The organism is Pseudomonadota bacterium (genome assembly GCA_038533575.1).
Classification (GTDB): Bacteria; Pseudomonadota; Alphaproteobacteria; order Rhodobacterales; family Rhodobacteraceae; genus Shimia_B.
Map to the genome: position 1 here is coordinate 1,717,269 of JBCAYL010000001.1, position 20,328 is coordinate 1,737,596.

23 protein-coding genes are annotated in these 20,328 nt (G+C 67.2%); 11 read left to right on the forward strand and 12 right to left on the reverse strand.

Annotation, left to right across the window (positions count from 1 at the left end):
• The first annotated feature begins 100 nt into the window (after positions 1 to 100).
• Entirely contained in the window at positions 101 to 1,747 is a 1,647-nt protein-coding gene (locus AAFM92_08710; GenBank protein MEL7300447.1) for an FAD-binding dehydrogenase, read from the forward strand.
• 7 nt (positions 1,748 to 1,754) lie between these two features.
• Here AAFM92_08710 and AAFM92_08715 read toward each other — a convergent pair whose 3' ends face one another.
• The gene (locus tag AAFM92_08715; GenBank protein ID MEL7300448.1) at positions 1,755 to 2,522 is read right to left on the reverse strand and encodes an NAD kinase; all 768 of its coding nucleotides are present in this window, start codon (positions 2,520 to 2,522) and stop codon (positions 1,755 to 1,757) included.
• A gap of 179 nt (positions 2,523 to 2,701) precedes the next feature.
• Here AAFM92_08715 and glyA point away from each other — a divergent pair, with 179 nt between their 5' ends.
• Positions 2,702 to 3,988, forward strand: coding sequence for a serine hydroxymethyltransferase (gene glyA, locus AAFM92_08720; GenBank protein ID MEL7300449.1), 1,287 nt, complete (start codon positions 2,702 to 2,704; stop codon positions 3,986 to 3,988).
• A gap of 110 nt (positions 3,989 to 4,098) precedes the next feature.
• Here glyA and AAFM92_08725 read toward each other — a convergent pair whose 3' ends face one another.
• The gene (locus AAFM92_08725; protein ID MEL7300450.1) at positions 4,099 to 4,467 is read right to left on the reverse strand and encodes a hypothetical protein; all 369 of its coding nucleotides are present in this window, start codon (positions 4,465 to 4,467) and stop codon (positions 4,099 to 4,101) included.
• 60 nt (positions 4,468 to 4,527) lie between these two features.
• On the opposite strand from AAFM92_08725, the gene AAFM92_08730 reads away from it, so the two are divergent.
• The 5 genes from AAFM92_08730 to AAFM92_08750 all read left to right on the forward strand — a co-directional run bounded on the left by AAFM92_08730 (position 4,528) and on the right by AAFM92_08750 (position 8,256).
• The gene (locus AAFM92_08730; GenBank protein ID MEL7300451.1) at positions 4,528 to 5,277 is read left to right on the forward strand and encodes an alpha/beta fold hydrolase; all 750 of its coding nucleotides are present in this window, start codon (positions 4,528 to 4,530) and stop codon (positions 5,275 to 5,277) included.
• Complete coding sequence (gene rbsD, locus AAFM92_08735; GenBank protein ID MEL7300452.1) at positions 5,274 to 5,648, forward strand: D-ribose pyranase; 375 nt, start codon at positions 5,274 to 5,276, stop codon at positions 5,646 to 5,648. The genes AAFM92_08730 and rbsD overlap by 4 nt, the downstream gene beginning before the upstream one ends.
• Positions 5,649 to 5,682: 34 nt before the next feature.
• Positions 5,683 to 6,102, forward strand: coding sequence for a hypothetical protein (locus tag AAFM92_08740; GenBank protein ID MEL7300453.1), 420 nt, complete (start codon positions 5,683 to 5,685; stop codon positions 6,100 to 6,102).
• A gap of 139 nt (positions 6,103 to 6,241) precedes the next feature.
• Entirely contained in the window at positions 6,242 to 6,676 is a 435-nt protein-coding gene (locus AAFM92_08745) for a hypothetical protein (GenBank protein ID MEL7300454.1), read from the forward strand.
• 116 nt (positions 6,677 to 6,792) lie between these two features.
• Positions 6,793 to 8,256 carry a hypothetical protein gene (locus AAFM92_08750; protein MEL7300455.1) on the forward strand — a complete coding sequence of 488 codons (1,464 nt, stop codon included), beginning with the start codon at positions 6,793 to 6,795 and terminating at the stop codon, positions 8,254 to 8,256.
• 26 nt (positions 8,257 to 8,282) lie between these two features.
• Here AAFM92_08750 and lepA read toward each other — a convergent pair whose 3' ends face one another.
• On the reverse strand, positions 8,283 to 10,085 hold the full coding sequence (lepA, locus tag AAFM92_08755; protein ID MEL7300456.1) for a translation elongation factor 4: 1,803 nt from the start codon (positions 10,083 to 10,085) through the stop codon (positions 8,283 to 8,285).
• A gap of 314 nt (positions 10,086 to 10,399) precedes the next feature.
• Here lepA and AAFM92_08760 point away from each other — a divergent pair, with 314 nt between their 5' ends.
• Positions 10,400 to 10,741: an arginine transporter gene (locus AAFM92_08760; protein ID MEL7300457.1), complete on the forward strand. Its 342-nt coding sequence runs from the start codon at positions 10,400 to 10,402 to the stop codon at positions 10,739 to 10,741.
• Here AAFM92_08760 and AAFM92_08765 read toward each other — a convergent pair.
• Positions 10,738 to 11,244, reverse strand: a complete 507-nt coding sequence (locus AAFM92_08765) for a low molecular weight protein-tyrosine-phosphatase (protein ID MEL7300458.1) — start codon at positions 11,242 to 11,244, stop codon at positions 10,738 to 10,740. The two genes, AAFM92_08760 and AAFM92_08765, sit on opposite strands and share 4 nt — an antisense overlap.
• 100 nt (positions 11,245 to 11,344) lie before the next feature.
• Between AAFM92_08765 and AAFM92_08770 the strand changes: the two genes are divergently transcribed.
• Positions 11,345 to 11,938: a Sir2 family NAD-dependent protein deacetylase gene (locus AAFM92_08770; protein ID MEL7300459.1), complete on the forward strand. Its 594-nt coding sequence runs from the start codon at positions 11,345 to 11,347 to the stop codon at positions 11,936 to 11,938.
• Here AAFM92_08770 and AAFM92_08775 read toward each other — a convergent pair.
• Positions 11,935 to 12,126 (reverse strand): hypothetical protein, encoded by a 192-nt coding sequence (locus tag AAFM92_08775; GenBank protein ID MEL7300460.1) that lies wholly within the window; start codon positions 12,124 to 12,126, stop codon positions 11,935 to 11,937. The two genes, AAFM92_08770 and AAFM92_08775, sit on opposite strands and share 4 nt — an antisense overlap.
• A 136-nt stretch (positions 12,127 to 12,262) precedes the next feature.
• Between AAFM92_08775 and AAFM92_08780 the strand changes: the two genes are divergently transcribed.
• Entirely contained in the window at positions 12,263 to 12,715 is a 453-nt protein-coding gene (locus AAFM92_08780) for a hypothetical protein (GenBank protein MEL7300461.1), read from the forward strand.
• Between the two features lie 51 nt (positions 12,716 to 12,766).
• Here AAFM92_08780 and AAFM92_08785 read toward each other — a convergent pair whose 3' ends face one another.
• From AAFM92_08785 to AAFM92_08810, 6 genes are all read right to left on the reverse strand, one after another.
• On the reverse strand, positions 12,767 to 13,243 hold the full coding sequence (locus AAFM92_08785) for a copper chaperone PCu(A)C (GenBank protein ID MEL7300462.1): 477 nt from the start codon (positions 13,241 to 13,243) through the stop codon (positions 12,767 to 12,769).
• Positions 13,244 to 13,352: 109 nt separating this feature from the next.
• A complete protein-coding gene (locus AAFM92_08790) occupies positions 13,353 to 13,691 on the reverse strand; it encodes a hypothetical protein (protein ID MEL7300463.1) in 339 nt (112 codons plus the stop codon).
• Between the two features lie 107 nt (positions 13,692 to 13,798).
• Positions 13,799 to 14,080 carry a 50S ribosomal protein L28 gene (gene rpmB / locus AAFM92_08795; protein MEL7300464.1) on the reverse strand — a complete coding sequence of 94 codons (282 nt, stop codon included), beginning with the start codon at positions 14,078 to 14,080 and terminating at the stop codon, positions 13,799 to 13,801.
• Between the two features lie 187 nt (positions 14,081 to 14,267).
• Positions 14,268 to 14,636, reverse strand: coding sequence for a VOC family protein (locus tag AAFM92_08800; GenBank protein ID MEL7300465.1), 369 nt, complete (start codon positions 14,634 to 14,636; stop codon positions 14,268 to 14,270).
• Between the two features lie 54 nt (positions 14,637 to 14,690).
• The gene (gene meaB / locus AAFM92_08805; GenBank protein MEL7300466.1) at positions 14,691 to 15,644 is read right to left on the reverse strand and encodes a methylmalonyl Co-A mutase-associated GTPase MeaB; all 954 of its coding nucleotides are present in this window, start codon (positions 15,642 to 15,644) and stop codon (positions 14,691 to 14,693) included.
• A 62-nt stretch (positions 15,645 to 15,706) separates the two neighbouring features.
• Positions 15,707 to 15,979, reverse strand: a complete 273-nt coding sequence (locus AAFM92_08810; protein MEL7300467.1) for a hypothetical protein — start codon at positions 15,977 to 15,979, stop codon at positions 15,707 to 15,709.
• Positions 15,980 to 16,158: 179 nt separating this feature from the next.
• On the opposite strand from AAFM92_08810, the gene hrpB reads away from it, so the two are divergent.
• Positions 16,159 to 18,555 (forward strand): ATP-dependent helicase HrpB, encoded by a 2,397-nt coding sequence (gene hrpB, locus AAFM92_08815; protein MEL7300468.1) that lies wholly within the window; start codon positions 16,159 to 16,161, stop codon positions 18,553 to 18,555.
• A gap of 351 nt (positions 18,556 to 18,906) precedes the next feature.
• Here hrpB and gndA read toward each other — a convergent pair whose 3' ends face one another.
• Positions 18,907 to 20,313: an NADP-dependent phosphogluconate dehydrogenase gene (gndA, locus tag AAFM92_08820; protein MEL7300469.1), complete on the reverse strand. Its 1,407-nt coding sequence runs from the start codon at positions 20,311 to 20,313 to the stop codon at positions 18,907 to 18,909.
• Positions 20,314 to 20,328 lie beyond the last annotated feature (15 nt).

A 20,328-nucleotide genomic window follows, 5' to 3' on the forward strand; every position in this document is an offset into this window, starting at 1 on the left:
CCATTAGGGACGGCGGGCGGGGCGCCTTTGCCGCGAGGCAAACAGCGCCCGACCCGCCGTAACGCTTGCCTGGAGCGCGGAGCCGCGCGACAGGTGGAGCATGAAAGCAGACGTCATCATCGTCGGCGCGGGTCTCGCGGGCCTCGCCGCCGCCGCGGAACTCGGGGACCGCGGCAAGCGCGTCATTATCGTCGATCAAGAGGGCCCGCAGAACCTCGGCGGGCAGGCCTTCTGGTCCCTCGGCGGCCTTTTCATGGTGAACACCCCCGAGCAGCGCCGCATGGGCATCCGCGACAGCCGCGCGCTCGCCAGCGCAGACTGGCAGGGGGCGGCGGGCTTCGACCGCGCGGAGGATCACTGGCCGCGGCGCTGGGCCGAGCACTACCTCGATTTTGCCGCGGGCGAGATGCGGAGCTGGCTCCACGCCATGGGCCACCGCTGGTTCCCTGTCGTGGGTTGGGCCGAGCGCGGCGGCGGGTTCGCCACCGGCCACGGCAATTCGGTGCCACGGTTTCACATCACCTGGGGCACCGGGCCCGGCGTCCTCGCACCTTTCATCGCCCGTTGCGCCGAGCACGAGAAGGCGGGCCGTCTCACCTACGCCTTCCGTCACCAGGTCGACCGGATCGAGATGCAGGACGGCCGGGCCACCGGCATCTCGGGCACCGTCCTCGCCGAGGATGACGCGCCCCGCGGCGCCAAGACCACGCGCGACGCGGCGGGCGAATTCCGCGCGGAGGCGGAGGCGGTCATCGTCACCTCCGGCGGGATCGGCGGCAACTTCGAGATGGTCAAGAAGAACTGGCCCACCGGGCGTCTCGGCCCCGTCCCCGACGACATGGTCGCCGGCGTCCCGGCCCATGTCGACGGGCGCATGCTCTCGATTTCCGAGGCCGCCGGCGGACGCGTGATCAACAACGACCGCATGTGGCACTACACCGAAGGCGTGAAGAACTGGGATCCGATCTGGCCCTCCCACGGCATCCGCATCCTGCCCGGCCCTTCGTCCATGTGGTTCGACGCCCATGGCAACCGCCTCGCACCCCCCGCCCTGCCGGGCTTCGACAGCCTCGGCACCCTGAAGAGCATCCTCGCCACCGGCGAAAGCTACAGCTGGTTCATCCTCACCCAGCAGATCATCAAGAAGGAATTCGCGCTTTCAGGCTCCGAGCAGAACCCGGACTTCACCTCCGGCAGCTGGCTCGAGGTCATCAAGGAGCGCATCCTGTCCGGCAAGCGCGCCACCGGGCCCGTGGAGGCCTTCAAGGAGCGGGGCGAGGATTTCGTGGTGGCACAGAACCTGCCGCAGCTTGTGCAAGGCATGAACCAGGTGGCCGGGGGACAGCGCATCGACGAGGCCCGACTGCGCGCGCAGATCGAGGCCCGCGATGCTCAGATCGACAATCCCTTTTCCAAGGACGCGCAGATCATGGCGATCCACGCCGCCCGCAACTATCGGGGCGACCGCCTCATCCGCACAGCCAAGCCGCACAAGTTCCTCGATCCCGCCAACGCGCCGCTCATTGCCGTGCGCCTCCATATCCTCACGCGCAAGACCCTCGGTGGCCTCGAGACCAACCTTGACGGTCAGATGCTTGCCACCGATGGCAGCCCCATCGAGGGGCTCTTCGCCGCGGGCGAGGTCGCGGGCTTCGGAGGCGGCGGGTATCACGGCTACAACGCGCTCGAAGGCACCTTCCTCGGCGGCTGCATCTTCTCGGGGCGCAACGCCGGGCGTGCCGCCTGAGCCGCGGCTACTCGAACTGCTCGCGGATGAGCCGTTCTTCCAGCCCGTGTCCCGGATCGAAGAGGATGCGGTGCTCCACCGCGCCCCAGCTTTCGATCTCGACCTGCACCACGTCGCGGACGTTGCGCCCGTCGGCATCGGCCATGACGGGCCGCTTCTCCCCGCCGATGACCTCGAAACGCACCTTCGCGCGCTTGGGCAGGAGCGCCCCGCGCCAGCGCCGGGGCCGGTAGGCCGCCACGGGCGTGAGCGTCAGGACCTCCGAGCCGATGGGCACGATGGGCCCATGGGCGCTGTAATTGTAGGCCGTGGAGCCCGCGGGCGTGGCCACGAGCGCGCCGTCGCAGGCGAGCTCGGCCATGCGGAGCTTGTCATCGACATAGATCCGCAGCTTGGCCGCTTGCGGGCCCTGCCGGAGAAGCGAGACCTCGTTGATCGCCAGCCGCTCTGTCACCGAGCCGTCCACGCAGGTCGCGCGCATGCGCAGCGGGTTGATCACGGCTTCCTCCGCGGCCGCCAGCCGGAAGAGGAGATCCTCCTCCCGGTATTCGTTCATCAGGAAGCCCACCGTGCCGCGGTTCATCCCGTAGACGGGCACGGGCGAGCCCTCCGTGGCGTGTAGCGTCTGAAGCATGAAGCCATCGCCCCCCAGCGCCACGATCACCTCCGCCTCGGAGGGCTCCACATGCCCGTGCCGCTCGGTCAGCACATCGCGCGCCTCTTGCGCGAGCGCCACGTCGCTGGCCACAAAGGCGATCTTCTGCTTTTGGGCCACCTGCTGCCTCCCGCGGTCCAGTGGGCGTGTTTCCCAAAGACTGCGCCGGTGACGATCCGAAAGGCAAGTCACCAATCGGCTCCTCACGGGGCGCCGGAACGTTGCAAATGGCCGCGATTGAGGTATTCCCTCCTGACCCCGCGCGCTAGAGAGACGCGACCTCATCTGGAGAGAGCACTATGAACGCCCCGCACCGTGAAGCCGCCTTCTTTTCCAAATCCCTCGCGGACACCGACGCCGAGCTTTTCGGCGCCATCGAACAGGAGCTGGGCCGCCAGCGCGACGAGATCGAGCTGATCGCCTCCGAGAACATCGTCTCGAAGGCCGTGCTCGAGGCGCAAGGCTCGGTCATGACGAACAAGTATGCCGAGGGCTACCCGGGCCGCCGCTACTATGGCGGGTGCCAATACGTGGACGTGGCCGAAAACCTCGCCATCGAACGGGCCTGCAAGCTCTTCGGCGTGGACTTCGCGAATGTGCAGCCGAACTCCGGCTCCCAGGCCAACCAGGGCGTGTTCCAGGCGCTGCTTCAGCCCGGTGACACGATCCTCGGCATGTCGCTCGATGCAGGTGGCCACCTCACCCATGGTGCGAAGCCCAACCAGTCCGGCAAATGGTTCAACGCGGTCCAGTACGGCGTAAGCCGGGAGACAAACCTCATCGATTACGACGAGCTCGCGCGCCTCGCCCTCGAGCACAAGCCGCAGATGATCATCGCCGGCGGCTCCGCCATTCCGCGGCACCTCGATTTCGCCAAGTTCCGGGAGATCGCCGATAGCGTGGGCGCCTACCTCCTCGCCGACGTGGCGCATTTCGCGGGCCTGATCGCCGCGGGCGTCTATCCCAATCCGTTCCCCCATGTGGATGTGGCCACGACCACGACCCACAAGACCCTCCGCGGCCCGCGCGGCGGCATGATCCTGACGAACGACGAGGCCATGGCCAAGAAGTTCAACTCCGCCATCTTCCCCGGCATCCAGGGCGGTCCGCTCATGCACGTGATCGCGGCCAAGGCCGTGGCCTTCGGCGAGGCGCTGCGCCCCGAGTTCAAGACCTACCAGGAGCAGGTCATCAAGAACGCCCAGGCGCTCGCCGATCAGCTCGCCAAGGGCGGCCTCGCCACCGTGACGAACGGGACCGACACGCACGTGATGCTGGTGGATCTGCGCCCCAAGGGCGTGAAAGGCAACGCCACCGAGCGCTCGCTCGGCCGCGCACACATCACCTGCAACAAGAACGGCGTGCCCTTCGACCCGGAAAAGCCCATGGTCACCTCGGGCATCCGCCTGGGCTCCCCCGCGGGGACGACCCGGGGCTTCGGCGAAGGCGAATTCCGCCAGATCGGCGACTGGATCAACGAGGTCGTCGATGGCCTCGCGGACCATGGCGAAGAGGGCAACAGCGCCGTGGAAGCGAAGGTCCGCGCCGAAGTCGCCGAGCTCTGCGCCCGCTTCCCGCTCTACTGATGCCGCGGGTGGGGTGGGGCCCCACCCGTCGCCCACCCTGATGAAGTCACCCTGCACCTCGTTGGCGGATCCTCTTCGGTGCGGGGACGGCAACGCGCGCAGCGCGCCGCTCACCGGGCGCTGAAAAGAGCCCAAAGCGCGGCGATCACCCCGACCCCGATCACCACGTTCACGATGACAGAGGTGGCCAGATCGAGCGCAAAGCCCCGCCGCCGCGCCAGCGTGTCGAGCCCCTCGAGATGCATCTGAAGCGCCGTCTCGGCCCGCTCGAAGGCAGCTGCGTCGATCTCGGCCCCGGCCTCCCGCTGTGCCAGCTCCGCCTCCACACGCACGAGATCCTCCGCCTGCCGCAGCTCGTAGCGCGGTAGCGTCCTCCGGATCTTGCGCACCTGCCGCCGCAGATCCCCGCCCACGCCATAGCTCGTGGCGATATCGGCGCGCAACGCGGCGAGACGGTCGGCGGCATCCTGAGGGTCCATGGACCAAAGCCTAGCGCGCCCGCTCTGGCCATGCCAACGCCTTCCGGGCTAGGCAGGGCCATGTTGAATTCAATCACTTACGGCACCGGCAGCCGCCCGCTCGTCATCGCCCACGGGCTCTTCGGCTCGGCGCGCAACTGGGGCGTCATCGCCAAGCGCATGGCCGCCACGCGCCGGGTGATCTGCGTGGACATGCGAAACCACGCCGGCAGCTTCTGGTCCGAGGACATGAGCTACGCGGCCATGGCCGCTGACCTCGCCGAGGTCATGGCGCCGCTGGGAGAGGTGGATCTCCTCGGCCATTCCATGGGCGGGAAGGCCGCCATGATGGCAGCGCTCGCGGGCGCGCCCCTCCGCCGCCTCGTCGTGGCCGACATTGCGCCCGTCACCTACACCCACACCCAGACGCCCTATATCGACGCCATGGAGCGGCTCGATCTCGCGCAGGTCTCCACCCGCGCGGAGGCCGACGCCGCGCTGGCCGCCGATGTCCCCGAGGCTTCGATCCGCGCCTTCCTCCTCCAATCGCTCGACGTCAAGGCCCGCGCGTGGAAGCTCAACCTCCCCGCCCTCCGCGCCCGCATGGACGAGATCATCGGCTTCCCCGAGATCGCCGCCCGCTGGGACGGGCCCACCCTCTTCCTCTCCGGCGCGCTCTCCGACTACGTCACGCGCGAGGCGCGCCCCGCCATCAAGGCGCGTTTCCCCAGCGCGCGCTTTGCCAAGATTCCCGGCGCGGGGCACTGGCTCCATGCCGAGAAGCCGCGGGAATTCGAAGCCGCCGTCACCACCTTTCTGGAGAGCCCATGAAATCGTCAGGAATTCTTAACGCCCGCCTCGCGGGCCTCATCGCGGGGCTCGGGCACACTGACACGCTCGTCATCGCCGATGCAGGGCTGCCGGTCCCCCGCGGGGTCGAGCTGGTGGACCTTGCGGTCGTGGCGGGCCTGCCGCCCTTCTGGCCCGTGCTCGACGCGGTGCGCGCGGAGATGGTCGTGGAGGAGGCCTTCGTGGCCGAGGAAGCCACGGCGATCATGGCGGATTTCGAGCGCCGCTTGCCCGTAAAAACCGTTTCACATGAAGAGCTTAAGAGGATGTCGGCGGGGGCGCGGTTCGTCGTGCGCACGGGTGAGGCCACGCCCTATGCCAATATCGTCCTGCAGGCGGGCGTGGCGTTTTAAGGCTTCCTTAAGGGCGGGCGGGCATGGTTAACGCATGCTTGACCTCGCCCCTGCCCGCCTCACGCACCGCTGCGCCCTCCTCCACGAGGACCGGGCGAGCACCGCCGTCACCGATCACATCGCCCTCGTCCGCAGCGCCTTCGCCGCCGAAAGCGCGCGGGGGGCGCTGGAGACGCACGCCGCCTGCATCCTCCCCAACGGCCTCTATTTTGTGCTGGGCACCCTTGAGGACGACGATATCTGCCTCCGCCTCACCCGCCTCTCGGCCTCGCTCCGCGCCCATAGCGGGGGCGCGATCCGCCTCGTGGCCCCGGCCCATGCCCGCATCCCCGAGGGCAGCCTTGCCGCGGCCTGTCGCGCCTGCGAGGCGATGCCGGTGACATGGTCGCTCTGCGACCGCCCGGAGAACTGGCCCTACAGCTCCCTCCACCGCAGGGCCATTCAGGCGGCGTAAACCACCACCGAACGCGCCACAGGTTAACGCGCGTTAAGGGGCCCACCGCGCGGTCAAAACACCGGGTTTGCACCGTTTTGTACAAAATCTCAGGGGCGGAGACGCATTTTGTACACCGGGATGAGACGGGATTTCGACCATGCAAACGACGCCCGACCGCGGCCACATGATCACGCGGTCCACCACCCAGGCGCGCAAGATGCTGCCCGCCCTCCTCGACTGGGTGCAGCGCCCGAACGGGCTCGTCCTGCTCACGCGCCACGGCCGCCGCGTGGGCGCGCTCGTCTCGATCTACGACCTGCAGCGCATCTGGTCGGAGGAGGAGATGGAACGCACGATGGAGCAGATCCGCGCCGGCGACCCGCGCGGGCTCCCGGGCACGTTCTTCCACCTCCACCTCCGCGGCTCGAGCCGCGAAAGCGCCGAAGAACTCCGCCGCATCCAACTCACCCGCGCCGAGGAGCGCAGCATCCTCGCGAACCACGGGATGGAGCCGGTGCCGGGCGGGGAAGTGGCGGTGGAGGTGGAAGAGAAGCTGAGGAGGAGGTGGTGGTGGTGGTTTCAGTCCAAATAGACGACCCGTGAAGCAGAGCCGCCGCACCTAAATAATGCGATTGCCCACCGTCAAACAATCCTCTTGACCTCGTCCGTTCGCGCTGAAACCCTATTCCGGCGGGTCTGAGGGACGATATGTTCAATTTTGAAGAGTACGAAACAAAGCGCGTTTCAGGATTTGATGACTCCACATTACTTCGGATGTTTGGCGCTCAGGCTGCTGAAGACGAATCCATCGAGCGCCTCAAAGAGTATTTTGTGCGAAATAAGGCATACGAGCGTCTTCGATCCGACATTAAAATTCGTCTTTTAGTTGGCCACAAGGGCATTGGGAAAAGTGCTCTTTTGAAGATGTCGCACAGCGCTGACAAAGAGCAAAAGAGACTAGCCATATGGCTTCAACCGAACGACATAGCGAACGCGTGGTCCGTGGATGGTCAATTCGTAGAGCGCGTCGAAAAGATCAAGAGTAACCTCCTAGCAATCATCGCACAAAAATGCCTAAATGAGTTCGAGGTTTTTGGGAAACTCGTCGGTGAAAACGCAACCATTTTCACTACCAAACAGGTGATATCCATCCTGCTCACCAAGGTGGTGGGTGAGAGTTTGAATGGCGTCGACGCGGCTATCTTCGATAAATTCAATAAGAATCAGGAAATCTTTGTATATGTCGACGATATTGACAGGGGTTGGTCAGCGAATAGTAAAGACGTCGAGAACGTTTCCGCTCTTATTAATGCGGTTAGAGACATCGTAAACACTGATGAAAGAATAAAGTTTCGAATCGGCTTGAGATCTGACGCCTATAATCTCGTTCGCCAGCACGACGAGTCGGGAGACAAGTTCGAACCTTATCGCGTTCCCATTCAATGGAATAATCACGAAGTGCTTGTTTTGATGGCGAAACGGGTGGCCACCTTCATGGGAGAGCATGTGAGCGAGCAGGAGCTCGAGCACCAATCACAAAAGAAAATTTCAAGGTATCTAGCTCCTGTTGTTGAGCAAGTCTTTATTGGCAACGGTCATTGGGCCAACCGGCCTATACATAACGTGCTGCTTTCACTGACAAGGCGTCGGCCACGCGACCTTGTAAAGCTGTTAACGGGTGCAGCGCAGCATGCAGATGGAGAGGATCGGAAACACATCACCTCCCGTGACCTTGCCGAGAGCTTTCCCGAGTACTCGAAGGGACGCATAGCGGACCTAATCTCTGAGTTTGGAAGCGAGCTTCCTCAAATCAAAGATGTGCTCTACTCAATGAAGCCCACGACCAAAGAGCAAAAGGAAAAGGACAAAAAATTTCTTTACACTCAAGACGAGATTGTAAAGAAACTCAATGGTATCGCGAACAATCAGAATGTATTTTTTGCAAAAGGAGGTAAGGCCAATGGGATATCTCTGTTAGAGTTTTTATTCAAGATCGACTTTGCAATCGCGAGGAAAGATGGAGAGAGCGAAATTGACCGGCTGTACTATCAAGATCACCCAAACTTAGTCTCGAATAAAGTCAACTTCGGCTACGCTTGGGAAGTTCATCCCGCATACCGGTGGGCTCTCGCACCGTCCGTTACCAAAACTCTCGAAGCCTTGGAGATATAACAGCGGCGCAACAACGATGGGAAACATCATCCATCCATCTTCAGCGCCGAAATGAACGCCTCCTGAGGGATATCTACCTTCCCGAACTGGCGCATCTTCTTCTTGCCCGCCTTCTGCTTCTCCAGGAGCTTCTTCTTCCGGGAAGCGTCGCCGCCGTAGCATTTCGCGGTCACGTCCTTGCGCAAAGCGGATAGCGTCTCCCGCGCAATCACCTTGCCGCCGATGGCTGCCTGGATCGGGATCTTGAACATGTGGCGGGGGATGAGGTCCTTGAGTTTCTCGCACATGGCCCGCCCGCGCATCTCGGCGCGGTCGCGGTGGACCATCATGGAGAGCGCGTCCACCGGCTCCTCGTTCACGAGCAGGCTCATCTTCACGAGGTTGTCGGCGCGGTAGCCCTCCATCTGGTAGTCGAAGGAGGCGTAGCCCTTGGTGACCGATTTGAGCCGGTCGTAGAAGTCGAAGACCACCTCGTTGAGCGGCAGGTCGTAGACCGTCATCGCCCGCGTCCCCGCATAGGTGAGATCGAGCTGGATGCCGCGGCGCTCCTGGCAGAGCTTGAGCACGTCGCCCAGGTACTCGTCGGGCACGAGGATCGTGGCCTTGATGCGCGGCTCCTCGATGTGGTCGATGAGCGAGGGGTCGGGCATGTCGGCGGGGTTGTGGAGCTCGGTCATCTCGCCCGTCTTGTCATAGACATGGTAGACCACGGAGGGCGCGGTGGTGATGAGCTCGATATCGTATTCCCGCTCGATCCGGTCGCGGATGACCTCGAGGTGGAGGAGCCCGAGGAAGCCGCAGCGGAAGCCGAAGCCCAGCGCGGCGGAGGTCTCCATCTCGTGGGAGAAGGAGGCGTCGTTGAGCGCGAGCTTGTCGATGGCGTCCCGCAGATCCTCGAACTGCGCGCTGTCCACCGGGAAGAGCCCGCAGAAGACGACCGGCTGCGAGGGCTTGAAGCCCGGGAGCGGCTCCGCGCAGGGGCGGCGTTCATGGGTGATCGTGTCGCCCACGCGGGTGTCGCGGACCTGTTTGATGGAGGCGTTGAGGTAGCCGATTTCGCCGGGCCCGAGGCTCTCGACGGCGCTCATGGCGGGGCGGTAGACGCCCACATCGTCCACGTCGTAGGTCCCGCCCGTCTTCATCATGCGGATCTTGTCGCCCTTCTTGAGCGTGCCCTCGATGATGCGGACGATACAGATGACGCCGAGATACTGGTCGTATTTCGAGTCCACCAGCATGGCCTTCAAGGGCGCGTCCGGGTCGCCGTCCGTCGGGGGCGGGAGGCGGTGGACGATGGCCTCGAGCGTGTCCTCGATCCCGAGCCCCGTCTTGGCGCTCACGTGCAAGGCGTCGGTGGCGTCGATGCCGATGACATCCTCGATCTGCTCGGCCACGCGCTCGGGCTCGGAGGCCGGCAGGTCTATCTTGTTGAGGACCGGGACGATCTCGTGATCGGCGTCGATGGCCTGGTAGACATTGGCCAGCGTCTGCGCCTCAACGCCCTGCGTGCTATCCACCACGAGGAGGGAGCCTTCCACCGCGCGCATGGAGCGGGACACCTCGTAGGAGAAATCCACGTGGCCGGGCGTGTCGATGAGATTGAGCACGTAGCGCTCGCCATCGCGCGCGACGTACTCGATGCGCACGGTGTTGGCCTTGATGGTGATGCCCCGCTCGCGCTCGATATCCATCGCGTCGAGGAGCTGCTCCTTCATGTCGCGGTCGGCCACGGTGTTCGTCGACTGGATGAGCCGGTCGGCGAGCGTGGATTTCCCGTGGTCGATATGGGCGACGATGGAGAAATTGCGGATGTTTTTCAGCGGGGTCATGGGGTGGGATATGCGGCGCATCCGAGGGCTGGTCAATGCGGCGCGGGGACGGTTGGTTTTCTTGTCGCGGGCGCAGCACAATGGAATGGGGAAGGCGGCTGCGTCATGCTTAGGGAGCCACCGACCAAAGCGCGGCCTTCCAGAGCCCAAGGCAAGGAATGAATGCGACCCTCAGCCGGTCGCATTGACCTTAACGCACACGCGCCGGGGTACACGGCGTCGTGATTGTCGGCTGGGCGGCGTTGTGGCATGCTGCGTGCAACGCGCCAGAGAGCGTGAAGACGTCGACGGACGCAACGAGCAGAGGCAATTTTATGCGGATATTCATCGCCCTTCTTCTGATGTGCGCGCTGGCCGCCTGTGGCGGGCGTACCGCCCGTGCGCCGGCGGGCATCTCCTTCGCCGCCGGGCCCATCAGCGAGGCTTGCCTCGCCGCGGGCCGGCAGAACGCCAATCGTGCCTCGTGCCAGTGCATCCAGGGGGTCGCCGATGACAAGCTCAGCCGCGGGGACCAGCGCCTCGGCGCGAGCTTCTTCGACGACCCCGAGCGGGGCCAGGACGTGCGCCTCAATGACAGCCCGGGGGCCGATGCCTTCTGGGAACGTTGGACGACCTATGCCGCGCGGGCCGAGGATGTCTGCCGGGCTGTGCTTTAGGCCTTGGGCTTTTGGCTCTGGGACACCTCGCGCGCGAGCCCGTCCATGCAGGCCTCGATGAGGCGGAGCGCGCCGTCGAAATCGCGGGTGTAGTAGGGGTCGGGCACGTGATCCGGGGGTGAGCCACGCGCGCCCGGAGCGGCGTAGTCGGTGAGCTTGCGGAGCGGGGTCCGGTTCCCCGGCGGGCGGAGGCGCTCGGCATCCCGGGCGTTTTGATCATCCATGACGACGAGGAGGTCGAACGCGTCGAAATCCGCCGTCACGAGCTGGCGCGCGCGGAGAGGGGCCATGTCGTAGCCCCGGGCACGGGCCGCCTTCTGCATGGGGCCGTAGGGTGGATCGCCCACGTGCCAGTCCCCCGTCCCGGCGCTGTCGCAATCGAGCCCGCGCGCGCGGGCCACGGCCTCGGCGGCGGGCGAGCGGCAGATATTTCCCAGGCAGACGAAGAGGATGCGCATGGCCCATGCTTGCACGGGCGCCGCGGGGCCACAATGATGCGGCATGGATCTCGTCATTCTCACCGGCGCGGGCGTCTCGGCGGAAAGCGGTCTCGCCACCTTCCGCGACGCGGGCGGTCTCTAGGAGGGTCACCGCCCCGAGGACGTGGCGACGCCCGAGGCCTTCGCGCGGGACCCCGAGATGGTGCAACGCTTCTATAATGCCCGGCGCGAGGCCGCCCGGGCGGCGCGGCCCAACGTGGCCCATGCCGCGCTCGCCGATCTTCAGGCCCGGCTCGGGGCGCGGATGTTGCTCGTGACGCAGAACGTGGACGGGCTGCATGAGGCCGCGGGGCACGGGGACGTGCTGCACATGCACGGCGCGCTGGATGGCGCCACCTGCGCGGCCTGCGGCGCGGGGTGGGCCGCCCCTCGCATCATGGACGTGCGTAACCCCTGCCCCTCCTGCGGGGCGCAGGCCACACGGCCCGATATCGTGTGGTTCGGCGAGATGCCCCGACACATGGGCCGCATCCATGACGCGCTCGAGGCCGCGTCCGTCTTCGCCGCCATCGGCACCTCCGGGCAGGTTTATCCGGCGGCCGGGTTCGTCGACATTGCAGCGGGGCGCGGCGCGGAGACATGGGAGCTCACGCTTGCACCCTCGAACAACCCTCTCTTCGACGAGACACGCGCGGGGAAGGCCACGGAGACCGTCCCGGGCTGGTGCGCGGAGATGGCGGCGCACTTCGGCGTCTAGTTCGCCTGGTGCAACTGGTCGGTGGGAATGGTGCGATAGGTGCTGTTCTGCGCGTCGACGTAATCCTTACCGTTCGACGCGGCGAGGATGATGAGGACGACGGAGAGTGCCCCCGCACCGAGGACGCCTTTGTACATCCAGCCGGGGACAACGGGGCTCATGAGCGGGTGGTCGGATTTCAGTTTCATGGCCTCTTAACGCAGGGAGGCGGGGCAAGGTTTCCACCACGTTTCCCCCGTTAGTCCCCAGGGCTTTCCCGCGCCTCGCGCGGAACCCGAGCCCAGGACGCTTGTTTTCCTTAGCAAGACCGCAAAGGAGACCGCCATGAGCCGCCCCATCCACCGCACCGACAAGATCAGCGACAGCCGCCCCGCCTTCGCCGCGCTCTACGATCGCAGCCGGGACGCCGAGGCCGCCTATCGCGGGCTCGCCGGCGCCATGGAGGGCAGTCTGAAGGAGAAGGTGGAGACCATGGCCAGCTTCCATTCCGCCCGCGCCGAAAAGATGCGCGAGATCGCCGGGCGCGTCGTCAATTTCGACGATGACAAGCGCCTCGACGGCACCATCGCGGGCTGGGTTGGCGTGCAGGCGGCGGCCGCTGAGGCCGCGCTCACGGGCAAGCTGCCTGCGAGCCTAAAGCTCCTCGAAGACCGCGTCTCCAGCGCCATCGACAAGGCCATCATCGAGGATCACACCGATCCCACGCGGGGCATGCTCGAGGAGATGAAGCTCGAGCTCCTCGCGCGGAACGAGGAGCTCGGATTTACAAAGGGCTGACGCCCGTGGCCCGGCCTAAGGGGGCCCTGCCTGCGGGCGGGGCGATCCGGGTCAGCTATCCTCGCCGTGGCTGTGGCCGCCGTGGCCGCCGTGATCCATCATCCCGTGGCCATCCTCGCGGTCGAGGTCCACTTGGATGGTGACGGCGATTTCGCCCGCCTTCTCGAAGACGAGGGTCACGGGGATCTCCTTGCCCTGCTCAAAGCTCTCGCGGAGCCCCATGAACATGACGTGGTCCCCACCGCGCGCGAGCGTGGCGCTCCCGCCCGCGGGGATCACGAGCCCGTCTTCGACCTCGCGCATCATCATCATGCCGTTCTCGCCCTCGACATGGGTGTGCAACTCCACGCGGGCCGAGACGTCGGAGCGTGCTTCGATGAGCCGATCATCGGTGTCGGTGGGGTTCATGATCACCATGAACGCTGCCCCTGCGCGGGCATTGGGGGTCGCGGCGCGGGCATAGGCGTCGTGGATCATGGGGGCATCGCCCTCCATCATCATCGCCATGTCGCCGTCCTTGTCGGCCATGGACATGGAGGTATCGCCCGCGAAGGCGGTGGAGGCCGCGAACAGCGCGGCGGTCATCGTGAGGTGCTTGAGCATGTAACTGTCCTTTCAGTGTCTGAGTGATGAGAGGTCAGACGATGAAAGGTGGGCCCCTGGCTTGCGTGGCGGCAGGGGCGCGACCGGGGGCACGATCGCGCGCGAAAGTCGCGGCGGTGCGCAGCGCAGGCCCGTCGAGGGCCAGGGCCGGCGATGGCGCGGCCTCCTGTCCGAAGAGGGTCAGCGCGGCCTCCGGGCAGATGCCCGCGCGCTCCACCTCGTTGCCTTCGCCGTCGAGCCAGATCACGGTCGTCGAAAGACCGTGGCAGATCACGACGGCGTCAGACGCAGGCACCGCTCCCCGGGCGTGGCCCACGGCGACGCTCGTCACGAGCGTCAGGCACGCCAAAAGGGAAAAGAGCAGCGGCTTCATGACTGAAAAGGTAAGGCGCGCCCCCACCGCAGGCAAGCCGATCTCCCCGCGGCATAAAACGCAAAAAGCCCCGCCATGGCGGGGCCTTGCCGAGGAAAGCGTGGCGTTTACGACTGTGCTTTCGCGATGTCTTTCTTGATCTTGAGCGCGTTGGGCGAAAGCTCTGCGTCCTTTGCCTTGGCGAGGAAGCCGTCGAGCCCGCCGCGGTGATCCACCGTGCGCAGCGCCGCCGCCGAAATGCGCAGCTTGAAGGAGCGGTCCAGGATGTCGGAGCGCAGCGTCTGCTCGTTCAGGTTCGGCAGGAAGCGGCGCTTCGTCTTGTTGTTGGCGTGGGACACGTTGTGGCCGCTCATCGGGCCCTTGCCGGTCAGTTCGCAAACGCGCGACATCGGTTCATCCTCGTCTCGGGCCCGGGCCTTGCCAGCGGGCGACATCTCTTAGGTGACAGAGGCCAGCATTGGCCCCGAAATTCGTCCGCGGGCTATACGCAAGGCCCCCTGCCCCGTCAACACCTCCCCGCACGACGTCCCAGTACGATGTCCGCGTGCGGCGCGCCGCGTCAGCGCGCGTGCGTCCCTACCGGTGCTGATCCACAAGGATGATGTTGCCGTCCGGGTCCATGACGGTGAAGGATCCCGGCCCGTCCTCGGGCAGGTTGGCCTCCCCCAGTTCGAGCCCCGCCCCCTTGAGCCGCGTGGCCAGCGCGCGCACGTCTTCGAATGGGTCCTGCGGCTGGGCGTTCTGGTCCCATCCGGGATTGAAGGTGAGCCGGTTACCCTCGAACATGCCCTGGAAGAGGCCGATGATCGTGGGCCCCGCCTTCAGGATGAGCCAGCCCTGATCCGGGTCGCCCCCCATCGTGTCAAAGCCCAGCTCCTCGTAGAAGGCACGGGAGGTGGCGAGGTCCTTGACGGCGAGCGAGGTGGAGAAAGCGGCGGTCTTCATGGCGCGAGCCTAGCATAGAGGCGCGATTTTCGCACCGATTCCCCCGGTTGGCTCTCAGAGCAGCTCCGAGAGCACCTTTTCAGCGGCCATCGCCGCCGTGAGCCGCCCCTCGCGGACCTCCGTCTCGAGCGCCGCGAGATCCTTGCGGGCCCTGAGCCGCGCCTCCATCCCCTGCCTGAGCTCCTCGCGAAACCAGTAGGCCGCCTGTGCCGCGCGCCGCGCCGCCCAGACGCCTTTTTCCATGCGCCACATCGCCAGCGCCTCGATCTCCGACCAGAGCTCGGGCAGGCCCGTGCCCTCCACCGCAGAGACCATGAGCGCCTTGGGGATATCGTCGGGGTCCTGCGGGCGCTTCCTCAGGAGCCGCAGCGCCCCGGCATAATCCGCGCAGGTGCGGGTCGCGGTGGATTTGAGTGCCCCGTCGGCCTTGTTGACGACGACGAGGTCCGCGATCTCCATGATCCCGCGCTTCACGCCCTGGAGCTCGTCACCCCCCGCAGGCGCGAGGAGAAGCACGAAGACATCGCACATCTCCGCCACGGCGGTCTCAGACTGTCCCACGCCCACCGTCTCGATGAGCACCACGTCGAACCCCGCCCCTTCGCAAAGGCTCACCGCCTCCCGCGTCCGCCGCGCCACGCCGCCCAGATGGGTCTGGGAGGGCGAGGGGCGGATATAGGCGAGCGGGTGGCGCGACAGCTGCTCCATGCGGGTTTTGTCGCCGAGGATCGACCCCCCGGTGCGCGCCGAGGAGGGATCGACGGCAAGCACGGCGACCTTCTTGCCCGCCTCGGCGAGCATGAGGCCGAAGCCCTCGATGAAGGTCGATTTGCCCACGCCCGGCGTGCCCGAGAGACCGATGCGCAGCGCGGCCCGGTCCGTGGGCAGCGCGCCGAGGAGAGCGGCCGCCTGCGCGCGATGGTCCGCGCGCCCGCTCTCGATGAGCGTGATCGCCCGGGCCAGCGCGCGGCGGTTCCCTTCGGCGACTTTGGCGGCCAGTTCGTCCATGGCGCTTTGATGGCCCAGCCGCCGCCATAGGTCCAGCGCTTGCGCATAGGGGCCGCGCGGCCTCAGCTGCAGTGGCGCGGATCGTGGATCGTCACGTGGTAGGAGGCGAACCAGCGCCCGTAGAACATCTCCGCGCAGACTTCGTTATCGACCACGACCCGCGGCTCGGTCTCCATCCGCGCGAGCTTCCCGTTCGGAAGCACGACCAGGGCGTAGTAGCGCAAGGGCCCGGTCCGCCCGTCCGGCAACACGTCCGAGAAATCGTGCTCGGCCACGCCCAGGCGATAGAAGCCCATGAAGTCCTTGGGCTGCGCGCGAAAGGCCAGCGCCTCCACCGTCGCGAGAAAGATCAGCCCGAAGATCCCCTCGACGCGAGGCGGGCCAGCCTGAAGATATCGATCCGTTCAATGAGCGCGCGCATGGTTAGCCTCGCCTAGACAAGCAATGCGTCATTGCCATGGCCCCCAGCCGTCAGGCGCTTGACCTGGCACACGCAACGGCCTTCCTAGGGCCCATGCGCGCCCTGCCCATCGATCCGCTCCTGCCGGAGCTCGCCGCGACGCTCGCCCGCGAAGGGCGCGCGGTCCTGCAGGCCCCGCCCGGGGCGGGCAAGACGACGCGGGTACCGCCCGCCCTCCTCGAGGCAGTGGACGGCAAGATCCTCATGCTCGAGCCACGCCGCCTCGCCGCGCGGGGGGCCGCCATGCGCATCGCCGCCGAGCTGGGCGAGGCGCCCGGCGCGCGCGTGGGCTTCCGGATGCGAGGCGAGAGCGTGCCGGGCACGCGCATCGAGGTCGTCACCGAGGGCATCCTCACGCGCATGCTGCAATCGGACCCCGAGCTTCCAGGCGTGGGCTGCATCATCTTCGACGAATTCCACGAGCGCTCGTTGCAGGCCGATCTCGGCATCGCGCTCGCCTGGGAGGTGCGGCAGGCGCTCCGCCCGGATCTGAAGCTCCTCGTGATGTCGGCGACGCTCGATGCCGCGCCGGTGGCCGAGATGCTGGGGCAGGCCCCCGTGCTCACCGCAGAGGGCCGCAGCTTCCCCGTCACGATCCGCCATCTCGACGCGCCACGCCCGAAGGACATGCGGCTCGAGCCGCTGGTGGCGCGCGAGATCACGGCCCTCCTCCCCGAGGTCACCGGCGCGCTTCTGTGCTTCCTGCCGGGCCAGGGCGAGATCGCGCGCGTGAAGGCGGTGCTCGACGTCTCGGTCCCCGTCTTCGCGCTCTACGGGGCGCTGCCCTTCAAGGCACAGCAGGAGGCGCTGCGCCCCACGGGCGGCCCCCGGATCGTCCTCGCCACATCAATCGCCGAGACCTCGCTCACAATCGAGGACGTAAGCCACGTGGTCGATGCGGGCCTCGCCCGCCGCGCGCGGCACGATCCGGGATCGGGCTTCTCGCGCCTCGTCACAGAGCGCGTCACTCGCGCCGAGGCCGAGCAGCGCGCCGGCCGCGCGGGCCGCGTGCGCGCGGGCACCTGTCTCCGGCTCTGGACAAAGGGCGAGGAGGGCGCGCTCGCGGCCTACCCACCGGCCGAAATCGAGGCGGCGGATCTGGCCCCGATGGCCCTCGAGCTCGCCGCCTGGGGCGCGCCGGAGACGGAGCTCGCCTTCCTGACCCCGCCCCCGGCTCCGGCCATGGCCGAGGCCCGCACGCTGCTCGAGGATCTGGGCGCGCTCGAGGGCGGCGCGCTCACCGCCCATGGCCGCGCCATGGCCGCCATGCCCACCCATCCGCGCCTCGCCCACATGCTCCTCGAAGCCGGCAGAGAGGCCGCGCCGCTCGCGGCCCTCCTCGGTGCCCGCGACCCCGTCGAAAGCCGCGACAGCAGCCTCGCGCTCCGCCTCGAGGCCGTGCGCGACACCGGCCGCTTCCGGCGCGACCGCGCCCTGCGCCTCCGGGACGGCGCCCTCAAGGACATCAAGGCCGAGGCCAAGCGCCTCGCCCGCCTCGCGCCCGCGCGGCCCTATCCCGGCGATGCGGTGGCCGCCGCCCTCGCCTTCCCGGACCGCGTCGGCGGTCGCAGGCCCGGCGATGCGCCGCGCTACCTCCTCTCCGGTGGCAAGGGCGCGGAACTCGCCGCCGAGGACAGCCTCGCCGCGGCGCCCTGGCTCGTCGCGGTGGAGACCGACGGCAAGCCCCGCGAAGCCCGCATCAGACTGGCCCTGCCCCTCACCGAGAGCGAGATCCGCGAGACCTTCGCGGCGCGCATCCGGGAAGAGACGCTCTGCACCTGGTCAAAGCGCGAAGGGCGCGTGCTGGCCCGTCGGCAGGAGCGCCTCGGCGCCCTCGCCCTCTCCGATCTCCCCTGGAGCGACGCGCCGCCGGAAGCGAGCGCCGCGGCCATGTGCGAGGGGATCCGCCAGCTTGGCCTCGCGCTGCGGGGCAAGGCCGCTCTCTTCCAGGCCCGCGCGCGCGCCTCAGGCGATGCGCGGTTCGAGGACACGGCCCTGCTCGAGACGCTCGAAAGCTGGCTCGCGCCCCATCTCGCCGGCATCACCACGGCGGAGGCCTGGCGGGCCTTCGACCCGCTCCCCGCCCTCGCGGCGATGCTGAGCTACGAGGAGAGCCGTGCCCTCGATCGCGCCGCTCCCCCGGCCTACGAGACCCCGCTGGGCCGCCGGATCCCCATCGATTACGGCGGCGCGGCGCCCGCGATTTCGCTGCGACTGCAGGAGCTCTTCGGCGAAACGCGCCACCCCATGGTCGGGGAGACGCCGCTCCTCATCACGCTCCTGTCGCCCGCAGGCCGCCCCGTCCAGACGACCCAGGACCTGCCCGGCTTCTGGGCGGGCTCCTATGCGGATGTCCGCAAGGACATGCGCGCCCGCTACCCCCGCCATCCCTGGCCCGAGGACCCGACGGAGGCCGCGCCCACGCTCCGCGCCAAGCGCCGCGGAGGCTAGGGAAAGGCACGCGTTCTGGTGGTAACCTTCCATTAACCAACTCGCGCCATAGTGGTGGCGCAGTACAGCTGAGGAGCGATGGCTGCGCACGAAGAAGCCGCCCTCGGCCAGGGCCCACGCGCCGTGGCCGGGGGCGCAACTGTCCGCAGACATTGTCAGGATCTTCGCTTCTTTGTGCCCCGTACCTCCGCCGGAGGCCGGTCCCGCCGCCTGCCGCGCGCGCAGCACCGAGATCAGGGCCCATGGCCGTGGGCGGCCCTGACCCAGGGCACAGACGCTTCCAGGGCTGAGCCCCAGAGAGCTCGGACGACCCAACGGCTCAGTCGTGCCAGGGCTCAGTCGTGCCGGGGCTCAGTCGTGCCAGGGCCCGTGGAAGCTGCCCTCCTTGTCGAGCCGCTCGAAGGAATGCGCCCCGAAATAGTCCCGCAGCCCTTGCAGCAGGTCCGCCGTCCCGCGCGCCTGCCGGATCTCGTCGAACCAGCTCACCGCCGAGGCCAGCGCCTGCACTGGCAGCCCCATGAGCGTGGCCTGCGCCACCACCCGCCGCAGGCAGGCGATGTGGTCCTTGAGGAGCGGCGCGAAGTGGTCCGACAGGATCAGCCGCCCGTCCGGCAGGTCTCCCCGGAAGGCCGTGGCGATGTCGTCGAGCAGCGCGGATCGGATGATGCAGCCCGCCCGCCAGATCTCCGCGATGCGGGCATAGTCGAGATCCCATCCGAATTCGTCCGAGGCCGCTTTCAGGATGCGGAATCCCTGCGCATAGGCCAGCACGCGGCCGACGAGGAGCGCGCTTTCAAGCTCGGCCTCGTCAAAGGTGCCGTGGGCCTCGCCCGCATGGGGCGCGAGGATCGGCGCCGCGACCTTCCGGGTCTCGCGCTCCGAGCTCAGCACCCGCGCGCCCACTGCCGCCTCGATGATGGAGGCCGACTGCCCCATGCGGATCGCCTCGATGACCGTCCAGCGGCCGGTGCCCTTCTGGCCGGCCTGGTCGACGATGATGTCGACGACGGGCTTGCCCGTCTCGGGGTCCACCGCGTCGAGGACATGGCCCGCGATCTCCACCAGGTAGCTCTGGAGCCGGCCCTCGTTCCAGCGGTGAAAGAGCGGCGCGATCTCGGCGGGAGTGCGCTCCTCCCCGTCGCGCAGGAGGCCGTAGACCTCCGCGATGAGCTGCATGTCCGCGTATTCGATCCCGTTATGGACGGTTTTCACGAAATGCCCCGCCCCGTCGGGGCCGAGATGGGCCACGCAGGGGTCGCCCTCGTATTTCGCGGCGATCGCCTCGTAGATCGGCTGCACCGGCTCCCAGGCCGACGGCGTGCCGCCCACCATCATGGAGGGGCCGTTACGCGCGCCGTCCTCGCCACCGGAGACGCCGATGCCAAGATATCGGAAGCCCTTTTGCTCCACCCGCTTGGTGCGCTCCATGGTGTCGCGAAAATCGCTGTTGCCGCCGTCGATGAGCGTGTCGCCCTCGGCAAGGTGCGGCAGGAGCGCGTCGATCGTCTCCTCCACGGGCTTGCCCGCGGGCACCATCATCATGATCGCGCGGGGCGTGGGCATCGCCTCCACCAGTGCCTCGAGGCTCTCGCATTTCCTGAGCTTCGGGGCGAGGTCGCCCGCGCGGTCGATCAGCGCGTCGATAGTGGAGGCGTCGAGGTTGTAGAGCGCCACGTCATGGCCCTTCTCGGCCATGTTGAGCGCGAGCGCCGATCCCATCGTGCCCACCCCGATCAGTCCCATGCTTGCCGTTGCCATCGCGCGCCTCCGCCT

Excerpts from the sequence above, each read along its gene's own strand:
- lepA (MEL7300456.1), bottom strand. The coding sequence starts at position 10,085 with ATGACCCCGCTGAAAAACATCCGCAATTTCTCCATCGTCGCCCATATC.
- AAFM92_08775 (MEL7300460.1), bottom strand. The coding sequence starts at position 12,126 with ATGAAACTGAAATCCGACCACCCGCTCATGAGCCCCGTTGTCCCCGGC.
- AAFM92_08760 (MEL7300457.1), top strand. The coding sequence starts at position 10,400 with ATGCGGATATTCATCGCCCTTCTTCTGATGTGCGCGCTGGCCGCCTGT.
- rbsD (MEL7300452.1), top strand. The coding sequence starts at position 5,274 with ATGAAATCGTCAGGAATTCTTAACGCCCGCCTCGCGGGCCTCATCGCG.
- AAFM92_08740 (MEL7300453.1), top strand. The coding sequence starts at position 5,683 with ATGCTTGACCTCGCCCCTGCCCGCCTCACGCACCGCTGCGCCCTCCTC.
- gndA (MEL7300469.1), bottom strand. The coding sequence starts at position 20,313 with ATGGCAACGGCAAGCATGGGACTGATCGGGGTGGGCACGATGGGATCG.
- AAFM92_08800 (MEL7300465.1), bottom strand. The coding sequence starts at position 14,636 with ATGAAGACCGCCGCTTTCTCCACCTCGCTCGCCGTCAAGGACCTCGCC.
- AAFM92_08790 (MEL7300463.1), bottom strand. The coding sequence starts at position 13,691 with ATGAAGCCGCTGCTCTTTTCCCTTTTGGCGTGCCTGACGCTCGTGACG.
- meaB (MEL7300466.1), bottom strand. The coding sequence starts at position 15,644 with ATGGACGAACTGGCCGCCAAAGTCGCCGAAGGGAACCGCCGCGCGCTG.
- AAFM92_08785 (MEL7300462.1), bottom strand. The coding sequence starts at position 13,243 with ATGGCCGACAAGGACGGCGACATGGCGATGATGATGGAGGGCGATGCC.
- AAFM92_08750 (MEL7300455.1), top strand. The coding sequence starts at position 6,793 with ATGTTCAATTTTGAAGAGTACGAAACAAAGCGCGTTTCAGGATTTGAT.
- hrpB (MEL7300468.1), top strand. The coding sequence starts at position 16,159 with ATGCGCGCCCTGCCCATCGATCCGCTCCTGCCGGAGCTCGCCGCGACG.
- AAFM92_08765 (MEL7300458.1), bottom strand. The coding sequence starts at position 11,244 with ATGCCGCATCATTGTGGCCCCGCGGCGCCCGTGCAAGCATGGGCCATG.
- glyA (MEL7300449.1), top strand. The coding sequence starts at position 2,702 with ATGAACGCCCCGCACCGTGAAGCCGCCTTCTTTTCCAAATCCCTCGCG.
- AAFM92_08710 (MEL7300447.1), top strand. The coding sequence starts at position 101 with ATGAAAGCAGACGTCATCATCGTCGGCGCGGGTCTCGCGGGCCTCGCC.
- AAFM92_08745 (MEL7300454.1), top strand. The coding sequence starts at position 6,242 with ATGCAAACGACGCCCGACCGCGGCCACATGATCACGCGGTCCACCACC.
- AAFM92_08780 (MEL7300461.1), top strand. The coding sequence starts at position 12,263 with ATGAGCCGCCCCATCCACCGCACCGACAAGATCAGCGACAGCCGCCCC.
- AAFM92_08730 (MEL7300451.1), top strand. The coding sequence starts at position 4,528 with ATGTTGAATTCAATCACTTACGGCACCGGCAGCCGCCCGCTCGTCATC.
- AAFM92_08725 (MEL7300450.1), bottom strand. The coding sequence starts at position 4,467 with ATGGACCCTCAGGATGCCGCCGACCGTCTCGCCGCGTTGCGCGCCGAT.
- rpmB (MEL7300464.1), bottom strand. The coding sequence starts at position 14,080 with ATGTCGCGCGTTTGCGAACTGACCGGCAAGGGCCCGATGAGCGGCCAC.